The organism is Proteus sp. fly-1013 (genome assembly GCF_040140245.1).
Taxonomy (GTDB): Bacteria; Pseudomonadota; Gammaproteobacteria; order Enterobacterales; family Enterobacteriaceae; genus Proteus; species Proteus mirabilis_B.
Window position 1 is genome coordinate 736,562 of sequence record NZ_JBEEWD010000001.1, and the last position, 25,275, is coordinate 761,836.

Genomic DNA, 25,275 nt, shown 5'->3' on the forward strand with positions numbered 1-25,275 from the left:
ACTCAAATAAGAGTATCTACTGGTTATACTCAAATAAGAGTATCTACTGGTTATACTCAAATAAGAGTATCTACTGGTTATACTCTAATAGTTGCACTTGAGGTATTTAGAGCACACATCTCCCAATAAAATAAAAATGATTATTCAGATTTTGAATGAGCATCGTGTGATGTCGGTTTAGATGCTTGTTTTGTCATATCATCTGATAATTCGTGTTCACTATTTTCTGTGGCTTCGTCTTCAGTTTGTTCTTCTGGTAAACGGTTATTCCAGATATAAACCACACTGGCGATAGTAAAGACAAAGGTCAAAATAGTTAAGCCAAAGACTTTAAAATTAACCCAAGTCTCTTCCGCCAAAGAAAATGCCACATAAATATTACCAAGAGCACAAGCAAAAAAGAAAATCACCCATGCAATATTGAGTTTCTTCCAATTTGCAGGTGGCATTGCAAGCTCTTTACCTAACATTCTTTCCATTAGCGTTTTTGGCGTAAATAACTGCATTCCAATTAAAACGATGGCGAAAATGGCATAAATAGCCGTCACTTTCCATTTAATAAAATCGGCAGAATGGAAGAAGATAGTTAATGAGCCAAAAATAGTGACCACAATGGCGGTAATGAGCGGCGCTTTCTCAACTTTATGGAAAATAAGCCATGTCAAGCCAACTGAGATCCACGTCGCGATAATTAATGCACCTGAAGCATAGAAAATATCTTGCCATTTATAGAAGATAAAAAACACTAATAGTGGAGCAAAATCAAGTAATTGCTTAAGCCAGCCATTTTTCATAACAGATAGGAACCTATGGTAATTAAATTCATAAACTTGGCTATTCTAATGCAAAGCGACAGAAAATGGGTAAACAATTGCATATCTTTAACGACATAGTGTTAATTTATACAAAAAACGTTATTTTTATCTGAAATAACTCAATGAAAAATCAACGTAATTGCATTTATGTAAAATTAAAACGCAAGCTTGAGTTATGAAAGAGGATTTAAATATTGCTCTAGTATATGATTCATTAACTCATCATTATCACCCGCCACTTTTTGATGAATGCATAAATAAAAAAGTATTTCTGATAAGAGGAAATCAATGAACGGAAAAAGAATAATAAAATGGATGCCAGGATTAGGCTTATTGTTTAATTATAAGCGTGATTATTTTGGCTATGACTTAAAAGCAGGGCTTTCTGTTGCTGCCGTTGCATTGCCAGTCGCAATTGCTTATACCGAATTGTTAGGGATTAATCCGATTGTTGGATTATATGCCTGTATTTTCCCCATGATCATTTATGCATTATTTGGTACTTCTCGCCAATTAATTACGGGGCCTGATGCTGCAACGTGCGCCGTTATTGCTGCGGTTGTTATTCCATTATCTGCGGGGGATGAAAATACACGATGGCAACTTGCAATTATCATGACGGCAATGACGGGTTTTTGGTGTATTTTAGCCAGCCACTTTCGATTGGGGGCTTTTACTGATTTTCTGTCTCGTCCGATCCTTCAAGGACTATTAAATGGTGTTGCGATCACCATTATGGTGGGACAAATTAGTAAAGTATTTGGTTTTGACACTTCCCCTGATCATTTAATTGAAAAATTAATTGAAGTCCCGTTTCGCTTAATGGATGCACATCTACCTACTGTATTGATGTCAGGGATAACACTCGCCTTATTATTGGGTATTCGTTATTTTCGTAGCCGATGGCCAGCACCATTAATCGCCATGGTTGTGATGACTTATCTTAGCTGGCAATTTGATTTAGCAAGCTTTGGTATTGCTATCGTAGATAAAGATGCAGGAAATGTTGATTTGTTTTTACCTGTTGTATCCATGACAGGATTTCATCCGGGTGTCTTGAGAGAATTATTAGTTCCATCTATAAACTTGGCAGTTATTAGCTTCGTGAGTTTTATGATGACCGCCCGCAGTTTTGCCAGCAAAAATGGTTATGATGTCGATGCAGACCAGGAATTAAAAGCATTAGGTATTGCTAATATTGCGGCAGCGCTTTCTCAAGGATTTGCTGTAAGTGCAGCAAGTAGTCGTACCGCAGTTAATGATTCTGTTGGTGGTAAAACACAATTAGTTTCTATTATTGCAGCTCTGGTTATTTTACTCGTTCTGTTATTTATGACCGATTTTCTTGCCTATATTCCATTATCTTCACTAGGAATTGTGTTGATCGTATCTTCATGGTCATTGCTGAGCATTCGTCATATTTGGTCTTATCGTAAACGTAATAAACAAGCATTTACATTGGCATCATTCACCTTATTAGCCGTGTTATTAGCAGGGCTGATTAACGGTATTGGCTTTGCGGTTTTATTAGGTTTATTACAATTCTTGCGCATTGTTTTTCGACCAAGTGATCAACTATTGGGTGTTGATGAACAGGGCATGGTTCATTCAATGAATAAGGATAATGGTATTGAGCCTATCGATGGTTTAATGATGTATCGTTTTAATTCACCGCTAACTTATTTTAATGTGGGTTATTTTAAAAAGCGGGTACTTCAACTTGTTGATAGTGCGCCTCAACGACCAGCATGGTTAGCCGTGGATGCGGCTGTAAGCTTTACCTATGACGATGTCAGCGTGTTTGCTGCTATTGATGAATTAATACGGGAACTGCGAATAAAAGGCGTGAAATTGGTTTTAGCAGGGCGCAGAACAGAATTAAATCGCTGGATTGAACGTAACAGAATTTCACTAAATGAAGATGACTTAATTATCGCCCCTGATCTCTATTTTGTGATCCGACTTTATCAAAGCCGACAGCAAATCAAAGAAAAACAGAAAGAAGCACGAAAAGAGGCACTAAAGCAAGAAGCTGAAAGCCAAGAAACCGAGAATAACGAAGACGCGATATTAGACGTACCAATAGAGAGCCATACATCAACACCTTAAGTATTTTGGTTAAGTTTTACGAGTAGTGATGAATAAAAAGCAAAATCCCGTGATAAGTCGTTAGCTTATACACGGGATTTTTTATTGGTCAATTTTGTAGATCGCTATGTGTTGAATAAACTAGCGTGTTTGTTGTGTTGTGTATTTGTTTTCAACCAACATAAACAAACGAAATAGGTAGATAATCAGCCAAGCTGAAGCCATATTTTTCAGAAAATAGAATAAGAAGTTATGGACAAGATCAGGTAGTTGAATTGTAAGATTACTCACAAAGCCAATACCAAACTGCAATAAGATCCAAATACCTAAAGCAGGAATAAGGGAGCCAGACTCACTAAACCCAACCTTCCAACCTAAACGTATTGCACTTCCCATATTTTGTTGGCGCACTAAGACAACGGGCGCTAATGCAAAACCGATTAGCAAAATGATGCCAGGAATAATCATCACCATAAAACCTGCGCTAATTAAAATAGAGCACAGAACAATCAGTAAAAACATTTTTGGTAAGCGAGGTAAACAGGCGTTAAATGTTTGACCTAGGGTGACATTGTGACCTGTAGAGATCGCCATAGTGAACATCAATAAGGTTAGAACTAAGATGCTTTGCTGTAGTGTTTCAAATGCATACAGTGATAACACTTTTTTGGCGATACCCACGACACTGTTTGACATTGCTTCTAATTCAGCAGGAGAAGTAGAAGAAAGCTGTGTATTTTTAAAATTAGCCACAAATTCAATCATCAATTGGTATTCTTGAGGATTAGGGCCAATTAAGACATGAACTATCGCTAAAACAACAGCAAGGATAGCGGAAAGAGTAACAATGCTACGTCGTTCATTCTTATAAAAATTCAGACTGTCTCGGTAGATTGTGCGTGCCGTGGTAGGCATGAAACTGCTCCTATAAAAATAGACTGTGTCAATGCGCGCTATTGTACCTTCTACAACAGCAAAAAGGGATATTTTCTCTTACTTCTCTTATTTAGTTTTTTCTTGACGGTAATAATCAAAATATCCCTCAGTATTTAAAATAAAACAAACATCATATTAACATAAAAATAACTTTATTTTTAAATATATCTTTTTAGGATGTTTTTTATTCAAAAAATATTACTAAGAATAAATTTAATTATAAGAAAAAATTGTATTAATGAGTAATTTGATGTGGATCAATTATAAATAATCGCATTGATAAATAATAAAAAGAGAAATAACACTTTCTGCAAAAATAATTCCAAAGTTGTGATCGGTATTAGATCATAATTATTGATAAATGGTTATATTTTTAGCGGAGATTTTACTTATTACAGGAATGGGTTAAATAATGAAAAAACTTTCTGCGCTTATTTTAGCGGCTGCAACTCTTGCGCCTTCTATTTCTTTCGCTCACCAAGCGGGTGATTTTTTATTCCGTGCGGGTACTGCAACTGTTCGTCCAAATGCAGGTTCTGATGCAATATTAGGTGGCGACCATTTTGAAGTAAATAATAATACTCAATTAGGTTTAACCTTTGGGTATATGATCACCGATAATATTGGTGTTGAATTATTAGCAGCAACACCTTTTGAACATAAAATCACATTAACTGGCGCAGGTGAAATTGCAACTGTTAAACACTTACCACCAACATTAATGGCACAATACTATTTCGGTAATGCAGAAGATAAACTGCGCCCTTATTTAGGTGCGGGTCTTAACTTTACTACGTTCTTTGATGAGAAATTCAATAACAGTGCTGCTGTCGATGCGTATAAACTAAATAGCCTTGATCTTAAGGATTCATGGGGTTTTGCAGCACAAGCAGGTTTAGATTATAACCTCGATAAAAACTGGATGCTGAATGCGTCTGTTTGGTGGATGAACATCGAAACAAAAGCAAGATTCAATAGTGAAGTTGCTAATAAAGACTTTGACGTTAAAACACGCCTAGACCCATTTGTATTTATGTTTGGTGTGGGTTACCGTTTCTAATTATTCTTTCTTTAAAAGAATATCTCATAATGAAAAGCGAAGATTATCTTCGCTTTTTTTTGTTTTTTAAATTCGAATAAAGCCTTTCACTTTTAGATTATATAAAGTCTCTAGTTTATTGTTGAATACACTATTTATGGGTAATTAAAAATAGAGATAAATAGAAAAAGATGCATTTTAAATAAAACATTTAATATTAAAATAATAAGAAAGGTGTATTTTATATATATCTTTTATTTACACCATCTTAATAAGATAAGAAAGAGTATTTTTCTTTATTAAAAACTAACGAGCTTTTAATAAAGAAAGGAGAGTATTAAATAGGTGTATTTAAAATGCACCTTTAATTTGATTTTAGTAAAAGTGCTTTATCTATCAAGAGATAGAAAGAAATAAAAGAAGAATAAAAAGGGTTTAAGATAGGGCATATTTATAAAAACATGAAGATTAAATTTCAATCAGTAAATGATTAATTATTCTTTTGCATTGCTCTTTTTATGAACGGTTATTAAGGCTAGGTAAAAATAACCTTTTTTTAATCTATTGGCGTTTTTTATAAAAATTGATCTGCTTTATGATAAAAGTGAATGCCAAGAGTGAAATACTTGGCAAAAAAAAGACCACCGAAATGGTGGTCTAAAAAGTAAGGCTAAAGGAAGACTAGAATAAAGAGGGGATCAGCGAATAACCATTGAGTTGATAACGCCTTTTACACCAGTAACTTTGCGTGTTGCTTCAATGGCTCGATTAGCATCCGCTTGAGAAGAGACAAAACCACTTAGTTGAACTTTGCCCTTAAATGTCTCGACGCTAATTTGTGTTGAATTAAGATTTTTTTCACCTATTAGTGCGGTCTTAACTTTGGTGGTGATCACGGAGTCATCAAAATAACCCCCTGTACCTTCTGATGTTGCAGTAGGTGAACATGCAGATAAGGTAAACGCCATAAGTAACGCTGCCATAACAGCGGATATTTTTGCCCATAGTTTCATCATCAAACTCCTTTTAATCACATTATTGATTGAGAATTTCTGAAAGAAAAATATAAAGCGCTTTATAAAGTATGTGCAAAAAAACAAAATTTTGCCAAATTTTTATCAGTACAGTTCAAGTCTCTTGAAATAAGTGAATAGGGAACATTGCACCATTTTATGCGGGTTAAGCAGTAAAATAGGTAATAAAAAGCGTGAGTTAATTAGTGTGGATTTCAGAGTAATCCGCTTAGAAAAATAGCAAGCTATCCTTCTAAAGCGGATCAAATAGGAAGGTTAGGCAGTGGTTGCCGCTTTCATTTCTTTAACAAATTGAGTGAGCGCTTTAAGCATGATATCTGGCTGGTGTAGGTTCTTCTCAATAATTTGAACAACCGCTGAGCCTGAAATTGCGCCAGCCGCGCCATTTGCAATTGCTTCTTTCACTTGTTTAGGTTCTGAAATTCCAAACCCTTGTAATGCTGGAGGAGCATTATAGGTTTTTAGTTTGTCAGTAAGATGTGTCAGTGATTGTTCTGCACGTTTATCTGTACCCGTTACACCCGCTCTTGATAATAAATAGGTATAACCTTTACCTGATGCCGCTAATTCTTGTAAAAGCTCATCATCAGCATTAGGTGGGCAAATAAAAATAGGACTGATATTGGCGCGTTGCGCTGCTTCACGGAACTCTTTTGATTCACGCAGAGGTACATCACCAATTAAGACGGAATCCACACCGGCTTGTTCGCATTTACCATAAAAATTATCAATGCCATTACTAAAAACAAGGTTGGCATAAACCAATAGACCAATAGGAATATTAGGATGTTTTTTACGTACGCTTGCTAAAAGTGCAAAGCAATCAGTAGGGGTTACACCTACATTCAGTGCTCGTAAATTAGCACCTTGAATGGTAGGACCATCAGCAAGTGGATCGGAAAATGGAATACCAATCTCTAATGCATCTGCGCCACCTTCAATTAACGCATCAATTATTTGTAATGACAGCTCAGGAGAAGGATCACCTAATGTGACAAAAGGAACGAATGCGCCTTGCTGTTTTTGTGCTAATGCTTCAAAGCATACTTGATAACGGCTCATTAGATTTCTCCTCTTGCTGCTAAAATATCGTTTACAGTAAAAATATCTTTATCGCCACGACCGGATAAGTTCACGATTAATAACTGTTCTTTGTCAGGATTTTGTGCAATTAATTTCAGTGCATAAGCCAATGCATGAGAAGATTCTAAAGCCGGAATAATCCCTTCACGGCGAGAAAGTGCTTTAAATGCTTCAATGGCTTCATCATCGGTAACAGAAACATAATCAGCACGACCAATGCTATTTAAATGTGCGTGCTGAGGTCCGACAGATGGGAAATCAAGACCTGCTGAAATTGAATATGACTCTTCAATTTGTCCTTCATCTGTCTGCATAATTGGGGATTTCATACCAAAATAGATCCCTAATTTACCATGTTTCAGTGGGGCACCATGTTCACCGGTTTCAATACCTTTACCCGCAGGTTCAACACCAATCAATTGCACTGAAGTTTCTGGAATAAAGGAAGCAAATAAACCGATAGCATTAGAGCCACCGCCAATACAAGCGATAGCAGCATCAGGTAGACGACCTTCACGCTCTAGAATTTGTGCTTTGGCTTCATCACCAATCATACGTTGAAATTCACGAACAATTGTTGGATAAGGGTGAGGACCCGCCGCTGTTCCTAACAAGTAGTGCGCGCGGTCGTAACAACCAGACCAGTCACGTAATGCCTCATTACAGGCATCTTTTAAGGTAGATGAACCACTATGAACAGGAATAACCTCTGCACCCATTAAGCGCATACGAAATACGTTAGGTGATTGACGTTCGACGTCTTTTGCACCCATATAGATACGACATTTCATATTAAGCAGTGCGCAGGCTAAAGCAGTTGCAACCCCGTGTTGACCCGCACCTGTTTCTGCAATAATTTCTGTTTTACCCATACGTTTTGCTAGTAAGGCTTGACCTAATACTTGGTTAGTTTTATGAGCGCCACCATGTAGTAAATCTTCACGTTTTAGATATAAACGAGTTCGAGTGCCTTCTGTTAAATTACGGCAAAGTGTTAATGCCGTTGGTCTGCCCGCATAATTTTTTAATAAATCTTGGAATTCTTGCTGAAATGACGGATCGTTTTGTGCATCAATAAAAGCTTGTTCGAGTTGATCCAATGCAGGAATTAAGATTTCAGGTACATATTGGCCACCAAATTCGCCAAAGTAGGGGTTAAGTTTTCTCATTGTGATGTCATCCTGTTTAAAATTTTATCTTTGTGAAATTTAGTTTAGCTGTAATTGTGCAAATACTTGGTTCAGACGTTGCGTATCTTTTATGCCAGGAGCCGATTCTACTCCAGAGTTAAAATCAAGCCCGATACAGCCTGTTTTAACCGCATCTAAACAGTTTTCACTGTTAAGACCACCTGCAAGTAATGCTTTTTCACGTAATGTATTAGGAATTTTTTGCCAATTAAACGTTGTTCCTGTGCCACCCGTTCCGTTATCAAGTACATATTTATTAACGAGTGCAACGGGGTGAATATCAGTATGGTTTGCCATATTTATCGCTTGCCAAATTTCACAATTAGGTTGGATTTTCTGGTGAAGTTGCTCAATAAATTGCGCATCTTCTTGTCCATGTAATTGAATGGCAGATAAATTAAGTTTTTCGGCATAGTCACAAATAAGCTCAATAGGTTGATTTTGAAACACGCCCACAAACGCTAAGGGAGCTTGTGCTATTAACTCTTTTGCTTGTGACAATGTCACCTTACGCGGAGATTTTTCTGCGAAAATCAACCCTGCATAATAAGCACCTGCTTGATAAACCGCTTTTACATCTTGTGTACGAGTTAACCCGCACACTTTATGCTTTCCCAAAACTAGTGCTCTCACTGCTTGGTCGATATTGTCTTGTGACATTAAAGCACTGCCTACCAGAAAACCATTAGCATATTGGCTTAGCTCTTGCACTTGCTGGTGGGTATGAATACCTGACTCACTGATCACGATTGCATCTTTGGGCAATCCTTGGCTTAACTGCTGGGTACGAGCTAAATCGATAGAGAGATCACGCAAATCACGATTATTAATACCGATGACTTTGGCATTAAGATTGATGGCACGCTGACGCTCTTCTTCTGTGCTTACTTCGGTTAATACACCCATATTTAATTGATGAGCAACGGCTGATAGCGCACGATATTGCTCATCATCTAAGACAGAAAGCATTAATAAAATGGCATCTGCTTGATAAAAACGCGCTAAATAGATTTGGTATTCATCAATAATAAAGTCTTTACACAAAACGGGTTGATGAACCGCTTGGCTGACTTGACGTAAATAATCAAAGCTCCCTTGGAAATATTTTTCATCAGTTAATACAGAAATAGCAGCCGCATAAGGCTGATAAATTTTTGCGATCGTCGCAGGATCAAAATCAGCACGAATTAAACCTTTTGAGGGGGATGCTTTTTTACACTCTAAAATAAAAACAGTATTAGGCTGAGTTAATGCCTGATAAAACGAACGTGTTGATGGCACTATTTGTTGCACAAATTCTGATAATAGTTGGTTTGTTTTACGTGCAATCAGATATTCAGCTTTATCTTTTACAATGGCGTTTAATACAGTCATGCTCTTATCCTCTTGCTGCTAATGCAGTTACTCGATTTATTGCTTTACCGCTATAAATGGCGTGCATAGCAACTTCAGTATTCATTTTTAAATCTTCTTGCCCATGTAAACGCATTAATAAAGCGACATTAGCGGCGACAGATTCGGTATGTGCTCTTTTTCCTTCTCCTTGTAGTAAGTCTGCCAATAATTGACGGTTTACTTCAGGTGTACCACCTTCTAGATCAGTAATGGCACAAGGGCGAAGACCAAAATCACTTGGTGTGAGTTCATAACGTGTAATTTCACCATTACGTAATTCAGCGACTTGGGTAGGCGCATGTAGTGAAACTTCATCCATTCCGCCACTGTGAACAACGGCAGCACGCTCATAACCTAAAACTTTTAATGTATCTGCGATAGGCATCAATAACTCTGGGCTATATACACCAATTAACGCTAATGGCGGGCGAGCAGGGTTAATCAGAGGACCTAACACATTAAATAATGTGCGTGTTTTTAGTTGTTGGCGAACAGGGGCGGCAAAACGAAAACCGCTATGATATTGAGGTGCAAATAAAAAGCATAAACCCACTTCATCCAGTAATTGGCGTGCATCATCAGCACTTCTGTCTAAAGGGATACCAAATGCCGCCAATAAGTCGGAAGATCCCGAGCGACTAGATACGCTACGATTACCGTGTTTCGCCACTTTGATACCGACTTCAGCCGCAACAAATGCGCTTGCTGTTGAAATATTAATGCTGTTGGCACCATCTCCCCCAGTGCCGACAATATCGCAAAAAGTGTAATCAGGGCGAGGAAAAGGTTGTGCATTTTCAAGTAATGCACGCGCTGCGCCAGCGATTTCTTGAGGATGTTCACCACGCATTTTCATGCTGATCAAAACTGCCGCTAATTGTGATTCCGTTAACTCGCCGCGAATAATGGCGCTAAACAGTGTTTGGCTTTCTTCTAATGTTAACTGTTGTGCGCTAAATAATTTATTGAAGATAGTTTCCATTTTATGCGTCTCCTTTAGGAGTTAATGCCCATGCGATTGTTTGTTCTAAAAGTTGTGCGCCTTTTGTGGTTAAAATTGATTCTGGGTGAAACTGAAAACCACAAGTTTTATGTTGACGGTGACGCACCGCCATAACAGTGTTATCGCACCAAGCATTAATAATGAGTTGTTCTGGAACTTGTTCTCCTGAAAGCGAATGATAACGAGCAACGGGTAAAGGGTTAGGCAAATTCACAAACATTTCGCTATTATCGTGCTCAGCTAATGTCGCTTTGCCGTGTAAGATCTCTCCACATGAAGAAACTTTGCCGCCGTAGGCCTCAATAATGGCTTGATGACCTAAGCAAATACCAATCACAGGTAATGTGCCTAATACACGTTTTAGCAATTCAGGCATACAACCTGCTTGCGAAGGTGCCCCTGGTCCCGGAGATAACAGTAAAATCGGGTTATCGAGTTCTCGTAGTTTTTGTTCAATAAAATCGGCAGTGACGCTATTGCGATAAATCACAACGTTATTGCCAAGGCTACGCAGTTGATCAACAAGGTTATAAGTAAATGAGTCGATATTATCGAGCAGTAAGATAGTCGCCATTAGCAAGCCTCCTGCAGTTGTGTATCTGTATGAGCTTGTAAAATAGCGTTGATTACTGCTTGTGATTTATTGCGTGTTTCTTCAGCTTCCATTTGAGGATCTGAATCAAGCACAATCCCAGCACCGACTTGAATAGTGGCAATATTATTTTCAACATAAGCAGAGCGAATAACTATGCAAGTATCAAAATCACCGGCACCAGTAAAATAGCCGATGGCACCACCGTAACTACCTCGTTTTGTTTTTTCATAACGAGCAATTAGTTGCATTGCACTGACTTTAGGTGCGCCCGATAACGTTCCCATATTCATACAGGCTTGATAAGCATGGAAAATATCTAAGTCATCACGTAGTTTGCCTACGACTCTTGAAACTAAGTGCATTACAAAAGCGTAACGGTCAACTTTTGTTAATTCTGCAACATAACGGCTGCCTGCTTGGCAAATACGTGCCAAATCATTACGCGCCAGATCGACTAACATTAAATGTTCAGAAAGTTCTTTCGTATCAGTGCGCATTTCAAGTTCAATTCGACTGTCTAAATCTGCATTAATCGAACCATCTGCATTACGTCCTCTTGGGCGAGTTCCTGCAATTGGGTAGATTTCAATTTGTCGATCGCTTGTTTGATATTTCAATGCGCTTTCTGGTGATGCACCAAATACTGTGAATAAGGCATCTTGCATATAGAACAAATAAGGGCTTGGATTTTTCTCTTTCAACACTTGATAAGCGGCAAGTGGTGAAGGGCAAGCAACTTGAAAGCGACGGGATGGAACAACTTGGAAAATATCACCACGACGAATATAGGTTTTCATTGCCTCAACAATATCGCCATAACCTTTATCATCCATATTGCCTTGTATTGTTGATTCTGCTGCTGTTAAAGCGCGGCGAATAGGGTGTTTTAATGGTTGTTTTGCCAGCGAGATTAACTCGGCTTGTCGCGAAGTGAGGCGGTGGCACTCAGCTTTATCGTCAGTAAACGCAATGGAAATTAACTGACTATCTTTATTTTGGTGGTCGATCACGATTAATTGTTCTGCCAAATAAAAGCAGTAGTCAGGACATGAAAAAACAGTGTCTAACTCAGGAATAGGTTCAAATCCACTGACTAAATCGTAAGCAAATAAACCGCCAACAAAAATAGCATTAGCATCTTTAGTGTCTTTATTAGCAAGAAAGAAACGTAACGCATCAAATACGCTGGCTGATTTTAATTTACTTTCTTCATCAATATCTTGTGCAGGTGATGAAAAAGTAAAAACACACTGTTTATCGCTCTCTTGTGTTAAGAAAGCTTTTTCTTTTAGTGCGATTTTTAATGCAGGTAATAAAGCTTGTCCATTAACGCTTAATGCATCAATAGTGACTTGATTTTTTACTGCACTGATACGCAATGCGCTATCAACAATTAACAAGCTTTTTAAGTTTGCTTTGGTGTCAACTTGTGCAGATTCTAACAATAATGTGTGATGCTTGTTTTCACATAATGTATTGAAAAGTAAAGCGGGTTCGCTGTGGTAAGGCAGTGGCGTTGCCTTGGTGTTAAATGAGAATGCAAGTGATGTATTCATTATTATCGCTCTATATTATTTTTTACTAACCGTTTTTAATGCATAAAAAAACCCGCGTAGGCGGGTTTTAGATATCACTGACGTAAAGCCGGAGATCAAACCGCCCATAAAAGAGTATTGCGCCACCAAAGAGCGATAAGATGTTGATTGATATTCATAAGATCTCCTTACAGCTAACGACAGATAATAAGTTAATAGACTAGCTCGTGCTGTGTACTAGTAAACTGGATTGCGTTAGGTTCGTCAAGTACTTTATGGCATACTCTTTAAAAATTATTATCTTGCTAAGATGAAAAGGGAGAAGCGATGACCGAAGTGCTATCTGATTTAAGAGTGATTTATGATTTGCACAGCCACACTACCGCGTCAGATGGCGAGCTTTCACCAGAAGAATTGGTTGATAGAGCGATAGAGCGTCAGATTAATGTCTTAGCGATTACCGATCACGATACAACGGCGGCGATTACTCCTGCTAATGATTATATTGCAGAAAAAAATCTGCCTCTTACCCTGATATCAGGTGTCGAAATATCGACTTTGTGGGAGAATATAGAAATCCATATTGTTGGATTGAATATTGATATCAACCATAACGCAATGAAAGTGCTCCTTTCGTCACAAAGCCAATGTCGTGAAACACGTGCGATAATGATAGGTGAGCGATTAGAAAAAGCAGGTATTGCAAATGCATTTGAAGGGGCAAAAGCCTTAGCGCATGGTGGACAAGTGACACGAGGTCATTTTGCCCGTTTTCTCGTGAATGAAGGGCATGTAGCCTCGGTTAATAAAGTGTTTAAACGTTATTTAGCGAAAGGTAAAACTGGCTATGTACCACCACAGTGGTGTTCAATAGGTGACGCTGTCACGGCAATTCATGAAGCTGGTGGGGTCGCAGTATTAGCGCATCCGGGACGATATGGTCTATCCTCTAAATGGTTAAAACGATTAACGCTTTATTTTAAACAACTCGGTGGTGACGCAATCGAAGTGGCACAATGCCAACAACCACCACAAGAACGGGAACAACACGCGGCATTAGCGCAACTTTATGGGTTAAAAGCTTCGTTAGGTTCTGATTTTCATCGCCCTTGCTCGTGGATAGAATTGGGGCGTAATTTATGGTTACCCAGTGGCGTCGAACCCGTTTGGTCGCTATGGCAAGAGTAACATTAGAAATTCGTTGAGGGATGTATGAGCCAACTTTTTTATATTCACCCTGATAATCCGCAGGCTCGTTTAATTGAACAAAGTGCTGATATTTTACGCAAAGGCGGTGTGGTGATTTATCCAACAGACTCTGGCTATGCTATTGGCTGTTGTTTAGAAAATAAAGATGCAATGACGCGAATTTGTCGTATTCGCCAATTAGATAAAAACCACAATTTCACACTGATGTGCCGTGATTTGTCCGAAATCGCTAACTACGCTTATGTTGATAATGTGGTATTTCGCTTAATAAAAAATAATACCCCAGGTAATTACACCTTTATCTTAAAAGCAACTAAAGATGTACCAAAGCGCTTGATGAATGATAAACGTAAAACTATAGGTTTGCGTGTTCCTTCTAACCCAATTGCGCTGGCATTGTTAGAAAATATTGGTGAGCCATTAATGTCAACAAGCCTAATTTTACCAGGCAATGATTTTGCAGAATCTGATCCGGAAGAAATCGAAGATTTATTAAGTAAACAAGTTGATTTGGTGATCCACGGTGGTTACTTAGGGCAAAAACCGACAACGGTCATTGATTTAACGGAAGATACCCCAGTTATCGTGCGTGAAGGTACGGGTGATATTACGCCATTTCAGTAAGTGATTTGGTTGATTAAACTAAATTGAGAGTAAATGACTCGATAGTGAAGAAATTTATCACGAGATAAAGAGATAAAAGGTGAAGGGATCTATCGCTTGTGTTAAATTTATACATTGCGATAAAAATCACGGTGTCTGTTTTTGAAATCGGTTATACCAACGCGCATTTTAAGCGCTAAGCACAGTAACTTGATAAGCAGACAAATGGTTAAGCTGTCATTATAGTTTTGCTAACATCGTTTTATCGGCACTATTTATCACAATGTTGATGTGAAAAATCATCAACATTGTTCACTATTGAATCAATAAGCCTGTGTTTATTTCTTATTTTAATAAACATGGGTTATTTTTATTTAATTGATTTTTAAAAAATAATTCTATTTTTATGACGCCTGTGAAGGCGACACATGAGGTTGTTTCATGAGCGATAAATCGCAACGCACTGAAAAATTACAAAAAATCCTTGCTCGTTCTGGTCACGGTTCTCGCCGTGAAATTGAAGGTTATCTTCAAGAAGGACGTATCAGCATTGATGGTACAAAAGCGAAATTAGGTGATCGTATTGATGTCACCACTACAGCAAAAATCCGCTTAGATGGCCGCATTCTAAATATTCGTGAAGCACAAAAAGATGTTTGTCGTGTGCTTGCTTATTACAAGCCTGAAGGTGAACTGTGTACTCGTAGTGATCCACAAGGCCGCCCGACTGTTTTCCAACGCCTTCCTCGCCTTAACAGTGCTCGCTGGATTGCAGTGGGTCGTCTTGATGTAAATACCAGTGGATTACTGTTATTTACAACAGATGGTGAATTAGCTAACCGTTTAATGCACCCTAGCCGTGAAGTTGAGCGTGAATACGCAGTACGTGTTTTTGGTGAAATTGATGATGCCAAAATTCGTCAGTTAACACGTGGTGTACAATTAGAAGATGGTCCTGCTTCATTCCGCTCTGTTTCTTATCGTGGTGGTGAAGGGATTAACCAATGGTATAACGTTTCTCTTACCGAAGGACGTAACCGTGAAGTTCGTCGTATGTGGGAAGCGGTTGGTGTACAAGTTAGCCGCCTTATTCGTGTTCGTTATGGTGATATTGATTTACCAAAAGGCTTACCACGTGGTGGTTGGGTTGAACTTGGATTAGATCAAATCAACTATTTACGTCAGTTAGTTGAATTAAACGACGAAACAGTAACAAAAGTTGCAGTAGAAAAAGATCAGCGTCGCATCAAGGCGAATCAGATCCGTCGTGCTGTTAAGCGTCATACTAAGGTTTCAGCACGTACTTCAACATCACCTGCTAAAAGAGCGTCAAGTCGTCGCCAGTCGGCAGGAAACAAAAAGTAATTAGCGAATAATTATTTATTATTTTAAATTAAAATATCATTTTTCATAAAGAAGCACCCATTGAATAGGGTGCTTCTTTTTTTGATAGCTTTCTTTTTTCTATAAATGAAACTATGATGCACAGATTAATGAGATGAGAAGTCATTTTTATTAAAATAATATTTTATTTGTATATTTTACGATAAGGTATACGCGATATATGCATCGTTCTTTTTATTTAACAACAATGTTATGTGCGACTACTCTTACTACGGGTTGTGAGCCAACGATTAATTCAAACTCACAGTCTGGCGTGTTTTATATTAGTAACAATAAAACAACACCGTTAGTCTTTCAAATTGATAATAACTCTTTTTGGCTTAATACCGGTGAAGTGAAAGAAATAAAATTAGAGAATGGGAAGCATGTATTAGTTGATGCTGATGGAGAGAAGAAAACCTTTATGATTTATCCCGGTAATCATGGCGGGATAATTAATCCATCTAGGGAAATCTACTATAGTTTTACTTCTATTTTTTCTCCTAAAGAAGACAGTGAGCATTTGTACTTAACAATGCGTTCCGTTTGGATTGATGGCCAGCTTGTACATGGTGCTATTAATAGCTCTGATGCTATGTTTATTGATAATAATGTTTTCCGCTGTGAAATCCCATTAAATGAACCTATCCCAACTTATTTACCTGATTGGAGTAATAAGGGCGTGGTAAATGTATTAACTAAGTGTTTTTCCCAATCTGAATTTCAAGATTTTATATCAAGAAAGCCATATGGTATTCATGTTTATTCAGGACGTAATTTATTAGAAGCTCATAAAGAAAAAGATAAATACAATTGGATAAATGATGAAAATACGCGAACAGATGATTTTATTCCGACATTGAGTCATATTGAGTTTAATAATGGTGAAATGCTGAAAGAAGCTAAAAGTATTTATAAAGTAACCAATTCCTATTTAGCTTCACGTGATCCGAATGAAAAGCAAAATTACTATAATGAATATCATTTCCATATAATGGCAATGGCTGTAGTTTATAGCCAGCAAATACAGAATGATATATTCGATGATAAAGACGCTTACTTTAAACTGATAAATGAAACAGGGCGTATATTTGGTGCTGGTATATTAAGCGAGCCCGCTTTAATATAAATAATTATTCATTTTTATATAATTGAAAAGGTGATAAGGGATTATTACCAATCTATGCCTTTTTGTGCTTTTATTCCGCTATCAAAAGCATGTTTAATAGGACGCATTTCTGTCACAGTATCTGCTAACTCGATTAATTTTCTATGGCAGCCTCTTCCAGTGATAATGACATTTTGATGAGAAGGGCGAGAGCTAATAGCTGAAATAACCTCATCTAATGGCAAATAGTTAAAGCTAATCATATAGGTAATCTCATCGAGAATAACGAGGTCATATTCTGGATTATTAAGCAGTTTGAGTGCATATTGCCAAGTATTTAAACAAGCGGCTGTATCTGCACTTTTATCTTGCGTTTCCCAAGTGAATCCCGTTTCCATCACATAGAAAGGTACGCCAAATTGTTCCAGTAGGTTTCGTTCACCGTTTTCCCAAGTTCCTTTAATAAATTGCACAACACCGACCTTTTTTTGATGACCCACCGCACGGGTCGCTGTACCCATAGCTGCGGTTGTTTTTCCTTTACCATTACCAGTAAAAATCATCACAATACCTTGTTCTCGTTGAGCTTGCTCAATTCGGGTATCTACTTTTTCTTTTAAACGTTGTTGACGTTTTTGGTGTTGTGCATCATTCATTGGACTACCTCGAACTTAGATTATGTTATTCAGCAGGACCTGCTTTGCGACCAGGTTGTGCATCTAAAGATTGTCCTTTCACATCAATGCTGTCATCACTCATCAAATAGAGATATAACGGCATCAAATCTTTAGGTGTTTTTAGTTTTTGTGAATTTTCATCAGGGAATGCACTCGCTCTCATTGCTGTACGAGTACCACCAGGATTGATGCAGTTAATACGTAAAGTACTTTCGTTATATTCTTCATTCAGTACCTGCATAAAGCCTTCTGTTGCGAATTTAGATACAGAGTAAGCTCCCCAACCATAACGACCTTGGCGACCCACACTGGATGTCGTGAGGATAAGACTCGCATGAGGCGCTTTAAGCATCAATGGCAACAGAGCTTTTGTGAGCATAAATGTCGCATTAACGTTGACTTGCATAACGTCATGCCAAAGGTTGCTTGGTTGATTAATGATAGGCTCAACAACACCTAATAAGCCGGCATTTTGTAGTACGCCATCAAGATGAGGGAAGCGTTTAACGAGAGTATCCGCAAATTGCTGAAAATCGTTCTCTGTCGCTGTAAGTAGATCAAGTGGATATAACATAGGTTGTTGACCACCTGAAGTGATGATCTCTTCTTGAACATCCTCAAGTTTTGATAGAGTACGGCCTAATAAGATAAGTGTTGCGCCGTATTGCGCATAAGTTAGTGCGGCTTCTTTTCCTATGCCATCACCGGCACCCGTTACTAGAATAATTTTATCTTTTAGCACGCTATGATCGGGTTGATATTGCAACATATTGATATCCTGTCTAGTAAAAAGTAAATAAAGTGTAACGTCTTATTTGTCTAGCGACCAGTTTAGTCTGACTTTTTGTTTACAATTTATGGCTGTTTTCTTTATGGTATTAAACATAATCACGCCTTTGTTGCTGGCGCTAAAGCAGAATTTCGTTAAACTAGGCGTATTGGTTTGAGTCAGTGTTATTAACCTTAAAAAGAGGTCTTTGTGGAGTATATTTTGCAATATGGGCTGTTTTTAGCAGAAATTGTCACTGTTGTTGTGGCGATTATCGCTATCGTGTTGTTTTTCGTCGTGATTGGAAATAAAAAGCAAAATCGTAAAGGAACATTAAAAGTTACTGATCTTGCTGAAGCCTATGAAGAAAAACAGCGCGTTATGCAACAAGCGAAAATGGACGATGCTGAATTAAAAGTCTGGTATAAAGCGTTTAAGAAACAGCAGAAAAAAGAGAATAAACAGAGTAAAAACAATGCAAAAGAAGGTAAAAAAGGCGTTGTGAAACCTTGTTTATATGTGCTTGATTTTAACGGTAGTATGGATGCCCACGAAGTGGGGGCATTACGTGAAGAAATCAGTGCCATTCTTTCTGTTGCACAATCGGGTGATGAAGTATTACTGCGTTTAGAAAGTCCGGGTGGCATGGTTCATGGTTATGGATTAGCAGCAGCTCAGTTAACACGTTTAAAAGAAAAGGGCATTAAACTGACTGCGGTTGTCGATAAAGTGGCTGCCAGCGGAGGATATATGATGGCATGTGTAGCAGATAAAATTGTTGCTGCACCATTTGCGATTATTGGCTCGATTGGTGTTGTGGCTCAAATCCCTAATATTCACCGTTTACTCAAGAAAAATGATATTGATGTTGAGTTACATACTGCTGGCGAATATAAACGCACATTGACCTTATTAGGCGAAAATACCGAAGAAGGACGTGAGAAATTTAAGCAAGATTTAAATGAAACACATCTGTTATTTAAATCATTTGTGCATAAATATCGCCCTCAACTTGATATTGATAGTGTTGCAACTGGTGAGTATTGGTACGGCTCAGAAGCACTAAACAGAAGCTTAATTGATGAAGTTGGTGTGAGTGATGATTGGTTAATCAATCATATTAATGACTTTGAAGTCCTCTCAGTCCAATATGTTACCAAGAAGAAAATGGTTGAACGTGTTACAGGCGGTGCAATGGAAAGCATTGATAAACTAATGATGCGTTGGGTACAGAGAAGTAAAAAACCGCTACTATAATCCAATAAGTACGCCATAAATGATATCAGCAATAGGATTATTGCTGATATCATCTTTCCTGACCTATCACTATTCCCAACTCTTTCCAATAAATATTCTAATCTTTTATTTTAAAAGCTTTTATTTCGATAAGAAAAAAAAAGCCAGTGAAAAATTCACTGGCAATCAAAGAAATAATTGATATTGCTTATAACAACAACAGGGTAAATATTTCCTCTTTCTAGGAGACTTCAATATAGCCGTAAATAGAAAATAAAAATAATTGATATTACTGATTGTATTGATAGGTAAGTGTAATTGTGAGTTGAGATGTGATAGAAAATACGCATTACGTTCAAGTTGAATTTTTATTCTTTATTTTTGTTTAATTATGCCAGTTATTGGCATCTGAATGAATGCAATAACTGGCAAGTAAAGTCTCTTTTTTGTTATCGATTAAAGAGTAAATCAATTTACTTTAGTGATTAAACAAAAATAATCACGAATATGATTTATTCTAAATGGTATTTGTCAGATAACACATGAGCTAAATGCTTAAACATATTGAATGCCGCTGTGCTTTTTGCAGTAGGTAAGCCTTGTTCATCTAAAAAAAATTCGCCTTTAAATACGAGGACATTACCTTTCTGTTCAACCGAATCAGCACGCATACCATGTATATAATCTTCATGTTCACATATGATTTTATTCGCTTTTTCAAGTAGCATCTCTGTTGTAATCGGTGTAGTTTGTGTTGACATAATATGTGCTCCTTAGAAAAATAATTTGTTGCGCCTCACTTTTTATCAGGTAGAGTGTGGCATTTTTAAAAGCTTAGCTACTCTATATGTAGCAAACAATGATTTGCCTGTACCCGATCAAAGCGATGAGGTGATTAAAATACCTCAAAAAAAGTCACGAGTTTTGAGCTCGAACAAAAGCTTTGAATAAAAACAGGTTGATATATTGCAAAACTAACGCAATATAAAAAAGAGATTTTAAACATTTTTTTAGTTGAGGGTATTAAACGATACCGTCATAACAAAGTTTAATTAGGTAAAGGTAATTATGGGTAAAGCTCTTGTTATCGTGGAGTCCCCGGCTAAAGCCAAAACGATCAATAAATATCTTGGCAATGACTACGTAGTTAAATCTAGCGTGGGTCACATTCGTGATTTGCCAAAGAGTGGTTCTGGCAGCCAGAAGAGCGAAAACTCATCCGCCACGAAAGGCGTGAAAAAAGTTAAAAAGGATGAGAAATCAGCCTTAGTCAGCCGTATGGGAGTTGATCCCTATAATGGATGGAATGCGAATTATCAAATTCTACCCGGCAAAGAAAAAGTCGTGGCTGAACTAAAAGCATTGGCTGAGAAAGCTGATCATGTCTATCTCGCAACGGACCTTGACCGCGAAGGAGAAGCTATCGCGTGGCATTTACGCGAAGTTATCGGCGGTGATGATGAACGGTTTAGTCGAGTGGTTTTTAACGAAATCACTAAAAATGCCATTACACAAGCTTTCCAAACTCCGGGTGAGTTAAATATAGATCGCGTTAACGCGCAACAAGCACGTCGCTTTATGGATCGTGTTGTGGGCTATATGGTTTCGCCTTTACTTTGGAAAAAAGTTGCTCGCGGATTATCTGCGGGTCGAGTGCAATCAGTTGCTGTGCGTCTTTTAGTTGAACGTGAGCGTGAAATTAAAGCCTTTGTTCCTGAAGAATATTGGCAATTACACGCATCGCTGTTAACGCCTGATGAACAGCCATTGCGTATGGAAGTCACGCATTATAATGACAAAGCCTTCAACCCTGTTTCATCTGATGAGACTCAGGTTGCGGTTAAAGCATTACAGAATGCGACCTTCACGGTAAAAGATCGTGAAGATAGACCAACATCCAGCAAGCCAAGCGCACCGCTTATCACATCAACCTTACAGCAAGCGGCAAGTACGCGTTTAAGCTTTGGTGTGAAAAAGACAATGATGCTAGCTCAACGCCTTTATGAAGCAGGTTATATAACCTATATGCGTACTGACTCGACTAACTTAAGTCAGGATGCAATTCAAATGGCGCGTGATTATATCAATGAGAATTTTGGTGCTAAGTATTTGCCGAAAGAGCCAAACGTTTATTCGAGCAAAGAAAACTCTCAAGAAGCGCACGAAGCTATCCGTCCTTCTGACATCAACGTTATCGCAGAATCTTTAAAAGATATGGATAACGATGCCAAACGTTTATATCAACTGATTTGGAATCAATTTGTTGCTTGTCAAATGACACCAGCAAAATACGATTCGACCACATTAACAGTCGAATCAGGTGATTATAAACTACGTGCTAAAGGTCGTACTTTACGTTTTGCAGGTTGGACGAAAGTCATGCCAGCGATGCGTAATAAAGATGAAGATAAAACCTTACCAGCCGTTGATGTAGGGGCAAAACTGGCTTTAGCTGAGTTAGAACCCACTCAACACTTTACTAAGCCACCAGCACGTTTTAGCGAAGCGACTTTAGTTAAAGAATTAGAAAAACGCGGTATCGGTCGTCCTTCAACATATGCATCTATCATCTCCACTATTCAAGATCGTGGTTATGTGAAAGTTGAAAACCGTCGTTTTTATGCAGAAAAAATGGGTGAAATTGTAACTGATCGCTTAGAAGAGAATTTTAGCGATTTAATGAATTACGATTTTACTGCGCAAATGGAAGATCACCTCGACCATGTTGCTAATAATGAAGAAAATTGGAAAGCGGTATTAGATGCATTCTTCACCGATTTTAGTCAGCAATTAGATGTTGCTGAAAAAGATCCTGAAGAGGGCGGAATGCGACCAAATCCAATGGTTATTACGTCAATTGAGTGTCCAACTTGTTCTCGACATATGGGAATTAGAACGGCGACAACAGGCGTATTCTTAGGATGTTCAGGCTATGCATTACCGCCTAAAGAGCGTTGTAAGCAAACCATTAACCTTATCCCTGAAGATGAATTATTAAATATTCTTGAAGGGGAAGATGCAGAAACTAACGCATTACGTGCTCGTCGTCGTTGCCCGAAATGTGGTACTGCAATGGACAGTTACCTGATTGATACTCATCGCAAATTACATGTTTGTGGTAATAACCCTGCATGTGATGGTTATGAAGTTGAAGAAGGTGAATTCCGCTTAAAAGGTTATGAAGGTCCAGTTATTGAGTGCGATAAATGTGGATCTGAAATGCACCTGAAAATGGGGCGTTTTGGTAAATACATGGGTTGTACAAATGATGATTGTAAAAACACCCGTAAGATCTTAAAAAGCGGTGAAATTGCACCACCGAAGGAAGATCCCGTTCCACTTCCTGAATTGCTATGTGAAAAATCAGACGCTTACTTTGTCTTACGAGACGGTGCTGCGGGTGTCTTCTTGGCTGCAAACACGTTCCCTAAATCAAGAGAAACGCGGGCACCAAAAGTAGAAGAGCTAGTTCGCTTTAAAGACCGTTTAGCAGAGAAAATGCGCTATTTAGCAGAAGCTCCGGTGGCTGATCCTGAAGGAAACCCAACGATTGTGCGTTTTAGTCGTAAAACAAAACAGCAATATGTTTCTTCAGAGAAAGACGGTAAGGCAACAGGTTGGTCTGCGTTTTATGTCGATGGAAAGTGGGTTGAAAAAACCAAATAACATTGGCATTGCGTGATACATAAAAAAGCGACTAATGAGAGTTAGTCGCTTTTTTGTATTAAGAAGGTATGCTAATTAAATACACTGAAACAGTATTAATGGTTAATTTCTATTTGTCTGATATTTTACCTTGCTAATAATAAGACGGAGATACTATGAAACTGATGCCTTTGTTACTATCTGGCTTACTCTTTACTTCTGTGGCAAGTGCTGCAACGTTAGATGTCACGTTAAAAGAAGCTTTACCGACAGGTGATGGCAACGATATTGGTGTTGTCACTATCACTGAAACTGATTATGGGCTGTTATTTACGCCAAAACTCACTGGATTAACTCCGGGTATTCATGGTTTTCATATTCATGCTAATGGTTCTTGTGAGCCGGATATGAAAGATGGCAAACCTGTACCTGCTTTAAAAGCAGGTGGTCATTTAGATCCTGAAAAAGTTGGTGTTCACTTGGGGCCTTATAATAAAGATGGGCATTTAGGTGATTTACCAGGATTAGTTGTCAATGATAAAGGTGTTGCTGATTACGCAGTATTAGCGCCAAAACTCACTAAGCTTGAGCAAGTGAAAGACAAAGCAATTATGGTGCATGTGGGTGGCGACAACTATTCTGATGATCCTGCTGCTCTTGGCGGTGGTGGTGCAAGAATGGCATGTGGTGTGATTAAATAATTTAGTGCCAATATTATGAAATAAAAGCTGACAAATAACGTCGGCTTTTTTTATGCTTGTTTATAGCTTATAACTATTCGATATAACAAAATCTAAATAACGCTATTAATTACGTTAGACCGAAATGAAATAAGTGATATAGTGGTTATATATTACATCTTTATTATTCTTTTTAGTTATATGAATATAAATAGAATAACGGAATAATAAGTCTTTTGTTGAAGGGATAGCCTCTCCATGAAATTACAACAGTTGCGTTATATCGTTGAAGTGGTGAATAACGATTTAAATGTTTCAACCACGGCAGAGCGTTTGTATACATCTCAACCGGGAATAAGTAAACAAATTCGCATGTTAGAAGATGAGCTAGGTATACAAATATTTTCTCGCAGTGGTAAGCATCTAACGCATGTGACACCTGCGGGTGAAGAAATTGTAAGGCTGTCTAGAGAAATCTTATCAAAAACAGAAGCTATTCGATCTGCTGCCGGTGAACACACTTATCCAGATAGAGGCTCATTATCGATTGCAACAACTCATACGCAAGCTCGTTATGTATTACCCCCAGTAATAAAAGGTTTTATTGAGCGCTATCCTGATGTTTCACTGCATATGAACCAAGGATCGCCAACACAAATTGCTGAAGATGTATGCAGAGGTAAAAGTGATTTTGCTATCGCGACAGAATCACTGCATCTCTATAACGATTTAGTGATGTTACCTTGCTATCGTTGGAACCGTATTGTAGTGGTTTCAAAAGATCATCCACTGGCACAAAAACGAGAAGTAACGTTAAAAGAGCTTGCGGGCTACGATATCGTCACCTATACCCAAGGTTTTACTGGGCGTTCTGATCTTGATGATGCTTTCGGTAAAGTAGGGCTAAAACCTAAAATTGTTTTCACTGCAACCGATGCGGATGTCATTAAAACTTATGTGAGGCTGCATTTAGGTATTGGTGTGATTGCCAGTATGGCATTTGATCCTGTACTTGATAGCGATTTAGTCGCGATTGATATGCGTGATAAATTTAGTTATAGCACCACTAAAATTGCATTCCGTCGTAGTGGTTTCTTACGTGGTTATATGTATGATTTTATGTGGCGTTTTGCTCCTCATCTTACACGTAATTTGATTGAACAAGCGGTTGCATTGCGAACTAACGAAGAAATTGAAGAGTTATTTAAAGATATCGAATTACCTTTAGTGTAATACTGAAAGGCGGGTGATC

General features: G+C 38.0%; 19 protein-coding genes and 2 pseudogenes. 10 read left to right on the forward strand and 11 right to left on the reverse strand.

Going from position 1 to position 25,275, the window contains the following annotated elements; all coding sequences use genetic code 11:
- Nucleotides 1–245 precede the first annotated feature (245 nt).
- Nucleotides 246–794, reverse strand: a pseudogene (locus ABN236_RS03620) (septation protein A); the annotation flags it as partial.
- Between the two features lie 309 nt (nt 795–1,103).
- On the opposite strand from ABN236_RS03620, the gene ABN236_RS03625 reads away from it, so the two are divergent.
- Complete coding sequence (locus tag ABN236_RS03625; protein WP_088495712.1) at nt 1,104–2,924, forward strand: SulP family inorganic anion transporter; 1,821 nt, start codon at nt 1,104–1,106, stop codon at nt 2,922–2,924.
- A 120-nt stretch (nt 2,925–3,044) separates the two neighbouring features.
- On the opposite strand, the gene ABN236_RS03630 is transcribed toward ABN236_RS03625, so the two are convergent.
- Entirely contained in the window at nt 3,045–3,818 is a 774-nt protein-coding gene (locus ABN236_RS03630; protein WP_349473390.1) for a YciC family protein, read from the reverse strand.
- 433 nt (nt 3,819–4,251) lie between these two features.
- On the opposite strand from ABN236_RS03630, the gene ompW reads away from it, so the two are divergent.
- Entirely contained in the window at nt 4,252–4,899 is a 648-nt protein-coding gene (gene ompW / locus ABN236_RS03635) for an outer membrane protein OmpW (RefSeq protein WP_349473391.1), read from the forward strand.
- Between the two features lie 677 nt (nt 4,900–5,576).
- On the opposite strand, the gene ABN236_RS03640 is transcribed toward ompW, so the two are convergent.
- The 6 genes and pseudogenes from ABN236_RS03640 to ABN236_RS03670 all read right to left on the reverse strand — a co-directional run bounded on the left by ABN236_RS03640 (nt 5,577) and on the right by ABN236_RS03670 (nt 12,734).
- The gene (locus ABN236_RS03640; RefSeq protein ID WP_088495709.1) at nt 5,577–5,891 is read right to left on the reverse strand and encodes a BON domain-containing protein; all 315 of its coding nucleotides are present in this window, start codon (nt 5,889–5,891) and stop codon (nt 5,577–5,579) included.
- A gap of 276 nt (nt 5,892–6,167) precedes the next feature.
- Nucleotides 6,168–6,974 carry a tryptophan synthase subunit alpha gene (gene trpA, locus ABN236_RS03645; RefSeq protein ID WP_194952400.1) on the reverse strand — a complete coding sequence of 269 codons (807 nt, stop codon included), beginning with the start codon at nt 6,972–6,974 and terminating at the stop codon, nt 6,168–6,170.
- On the reverse strand, nt 6,974–8,164 hold the full coding sequence (trpB, locus tag ABN236_RS03650) for a tryptophan synthase subunit beta (protein ID WP_036937130.1): 1,191 nt from the start codon (nt 8,162–8,164) through the stop codon (nt 6,974–6,976). Before trpB ends, trpA begins: the two co-directional genes overlap by 1 nt.
- A 39-nt stretch (nt 8,165–8,203) precedes the next feature.
- The gene (trpCF, locus tag ABN236_RS03655) at nt 8,204–9,559 is read right to left on the reverse strand and encodes a bifunctional indole-3-glycerol-phosphate synthase TrpC/phosphoribosylanthranilate isomerase TrpF (RefSeq protein WP_349473392.1); all 1,356 of its coding nucleotides are present in this window, start codon (nt 9,557–9,559) and stop codon (nt 8,204–8,206) included.
- A 4-nt stretch (nt 9,560–9,563) separates the two neighbouring features.
- Nucleotides 9,564–11,157: pseudogene (gene trpD, locus ABN236_RS19330) on the reverse strand (bifunctional anthranilate synthase glutamate amidotransferase component TrpG/anthranilate phosphoribosyltransferase TrpD).
- A complete protein-coding gene (locus ABN236_RS03670; protein ID WP_349473393.1) occupies nt 11,157–12,734 on the reverse strand; it encodes an anthranilate synthase component 1 in 1,578 nt (525 codons plus the stop codon). Before ABN236_RS03670 ends, trpD begins: the two are co-directional and overlap by 1 nt.
- 306 nt (nt 12,735–13,040) lie before the next feature.
- On the opposite strand from ABN236_RS03670, the gene rnm reads away from it, so the two are divergent.
- The 4 genes from rnm to ABN236_RS03690 all read left to right on the forward strand — a co-directional run bounded on the left by rnm (nt 13,041) and on the right by ABN236_RS03690 (nt 17,037).
- On the forward strand, nt 13,041–13,901 hold the full coding sequence (rnm, locus tag ABN236_RS03675) for an RNase RNM (RefSeq protein WP_349473394.1): 861 nt from the start codon (nt 13,041–13,043) through the stop codon (nt 13,899–13,901).
- Nucleotides 13,902–13,925: 24 nt separating this feature from the next.
- The gene (locus tag ABN236_RS03680) at nt 13,926–14,546 is read left to right on the forward strand and encodes an L-threonylcarbamoyladenylate synthase (RefSeq protein WP_023582284.1); all 621 of its coding nucleotides are present in this window, start codon (nt 13,926–13,928) and stop codon (nt 14,544–14,546) included.
- 420 nt (nt 14,547–14,966) lie between these two features.
- Nucleotides 14,967–15,890, forward strand: a complete 924-nt coding sequence (gene rluB, locus ABN236_RS03685) for a 23S rRNA pseudouridine(2605) synthase RluB (RefSeq protein WP_088495702.1) — start codon at nt 14,967–14,969, stop codon at nt 15,888–15,890.
- Between the two features lie 199 nt (nt 15,891–16,089).
- Nucleotides 16,090–17,037: a hypothetical protein gene (locus ABN236_RS03690; RefSeq protein ID WP_349473395.1), complete on the forward strand. Its 948-nt coding sequence runs from the start codon at nt 16,090–16,092 to the stop codon at nt 17,035–17,037.
- 44 nt (nt 17,038–17,081) lie between these two features.
- On the opposite strand, the gene cobO is transcribed toward ABN236_RS03690, so the two are convergent.
- Together cobO and ABN236_RS03700 are read right to left on the reverse strand one after the other, a co-directional pair.
- On the reverse strand, nt 17,082–17,672 hold the full coding sequence (gene cobO, locus ABN236_RS03695) for a cob(I)yrinic acid a,c-diamide adenosyltransferase (RefSeq protein WP_098943002.1): 591 nt from the start codon (nt 17,670–17,672) through the stop codon (nt 17,082–17,084).
- A 25-nt stretch (nt 17,673–17,697) separates the two neighbouring features.
- Nucleotides 17,698–18,459, reverse strand: coding sequence for a YciK family oxidoreductase (locus ABN236_RS03700; protein WP_171455364.1), 762 nt, complete (start codon nt 18,457–18,459; stop codon nt 17,698–17,700).
- 213 nt (nt 18,460–18,672) lie between these two features.
- Between ABN236_RS03700 and sohB the strand changes: the two genes are divergently transcribed.
- The gene (sohB, locus tag ABN236_RS03705) at nt 18,673–19,719 is read left to right on the forward strand and encodes a protease SohB (RefSeq protein WP_349473396.1); all 1,047 of its coding nucleotides are present in this window, start codon (nt 18,673–18,675) and stop codon (nt 19,717–19,719) included.
- Between the two features lie 491 nt (nt 19,720–20,210).
- On the opposite strand, the gene ABN236_RS03710 is transcribed toward sohB, so the two are convergent.
- On the reverse strand, nt 20,211–20,459 hold the full coding sequence (locus ABN236_RS03710; RefSeq protein ID WP_088495697.1) for a YciN family protein: 249 nt from the start codon (nt 20,457–20,459) through the stop codon (nt 20,211–20,213).
- Nucleotides 20,460–20,766: 307 nt separating this feature from the next.
- Here ABN236_RS03710 and topA point away from each other — a divergent pair, with 307 nt between their 5' ends.
- From topA to cysB, 3 genes are all read left to right on the forward strand, one after another.
- The gene (gene topA, locus ABN236_RS03715; protein WP_194952407.1) at nt 20,767–23,364 is read left to right on the forward strand and encodes a type I DNA topoisomerase; all 2,598 of its coding nucleotides are present in this window, start codon (nt 20,767–20,769) and stop codon (nt 23,362–23,364) included.
- A 155-nt stretch (nt 23,365–23,519) separates the two neighbouring features.
- Complete coding sequence (gene sodC / locus ABN236_RS03720) at nt 23,520–24,044, forward strand: superoxide dismutase family protein (RefSeq protein WP_088495695.1); 525 nt, start codon at nt 23,520–23,522, stop codon at nt 24,042–24,044.
- A 237-nt stretch (nt 24,045–24,281) separates the two neighbouring features.
- On the forward strand, nt 24,282–25,256 hold the full coding sequence (cysB, locus tag ABN236_RS03725) for an HTH-type transcriptional regulator CysB (protein WP_075672088.1): 975 nt from the start codon (nt 24,282–24,284) through the stop codon (nt 25,254–25,256).
- The last annotated feature ends 19 nt before the right edge of the window (nt 25,257–25,275 follow it).

Bases quoted from the DNA above. Each gene is read 5' to 3' on its own strand.
- ABN236_RS03625 (WP_088495712.1), top strand. From the start codon at position 1,104: ATGAACGGAAAAAGAATAATAAAATGGATGCCAGGATTAGGCTTATTG.
- ABN236_RS03630 (WP_349473390.1), bottom strand. From the start codon at position 3,818: ATGCCTACCACGGCACGCACAATCTACCGAGACAGTCTGAATTTTTAT.
- ompW (WP_349473391.1), top strand. From the start codon at position 4,252: ATGAAAAAACTTTCTGCGCTTATTTTAGCGGCTGCAACTCTTGCGCCT.
- ABN236_RS03640 (WP_088495709.1), bottom strand. From the start codon at position 5,891: ATGAAACTATGGGCAAAAATATCCGCTGTTATGGCAGCGTTACTTATG.
- trpA (WP_194952400.1), bottom strand. From the start codon at position 6,974: ATGAGCCGTTATCAAGTATGCTTTGAAGCATTAGCACAAAAACAGCAA.
- trpB (WP_036937130.1), bottom strand. From the start codon at position 8,164: ATGAGAAAACTTAACCCCTACTTTGGCGAATTTGGTGGCCAATATGTA.
- trpCF (WP_349473392.1), bottom strand. From the start codon at position 9,559: ATGACTGTATTAAACGCCATTGTAAAAGATAAAGCTGAATATCTGATT.
- ABN236_RS03670 (WP_349473393.1), bottom strand. From the start codon at position 12,734: ATGAATACATCACTTGCATTCTCATTTAACACCAAGGCAACGCCACTG.
- rnm (WP_349473394.1), top strand. From the start codon at position 13,041: ATGACCGAAGTGCTATCTGATTTAAGAGTGATTTATGATTTGCACAGC.
- ABN236_RS03680 (WP_023582284.1), top strand. From the start codon at position 13,926: ATGAGCCAACTTTTTTATATTCACCCTGATAATCCGCAGGCTCGTTTA.
- rluB (WP_088495702.1), top strand. From the start codon at position 14,967: ATGAGCGATAAATCGCAACGCACTGAAAAATTACAAAAAATCCTTGCT.
- ABN236_RS03690 (WP_349473395.1), top strand. From the start codon at position 16,090: ATGCATCGTTCTTTTTATTTAACAACAATGTTATGTGCGACTACTCTT.
- cobO (WP_098943002.1), bottom strand. From the start codon at position 17,672: ATGAATGATGCACAACACCAAAAACGTCAACAACGTTTAAAAGAAAAA.
- ABN236_RS03710 (WP_088495697.1), bottom strand. From the start codon at position 20,459: ATGTCAACACAAACTACACCGATTACAACAGAGATGCTACTTGAAAAA.
- topA (WP_194952407.1), top strand. From the start codon at position 20,767: ATGGGTAAAGCTCTTGTTATCGTGGAGTCCCCGGCTAAAGCCAAAACG.
- sodC (WP_088495695.1), top strand. From the start codon at position 23,520: ATGAAACTGATGCCTTTGTTACTATCTGGCTTACTCTTTACTTCTGTG.
- cysB (WP_075672088.1), top strand. From the start codon at position 24,282: ATGAAATTACAACAGTTGCGTTATATCGTTGAAGTGGTGAATAACGAT.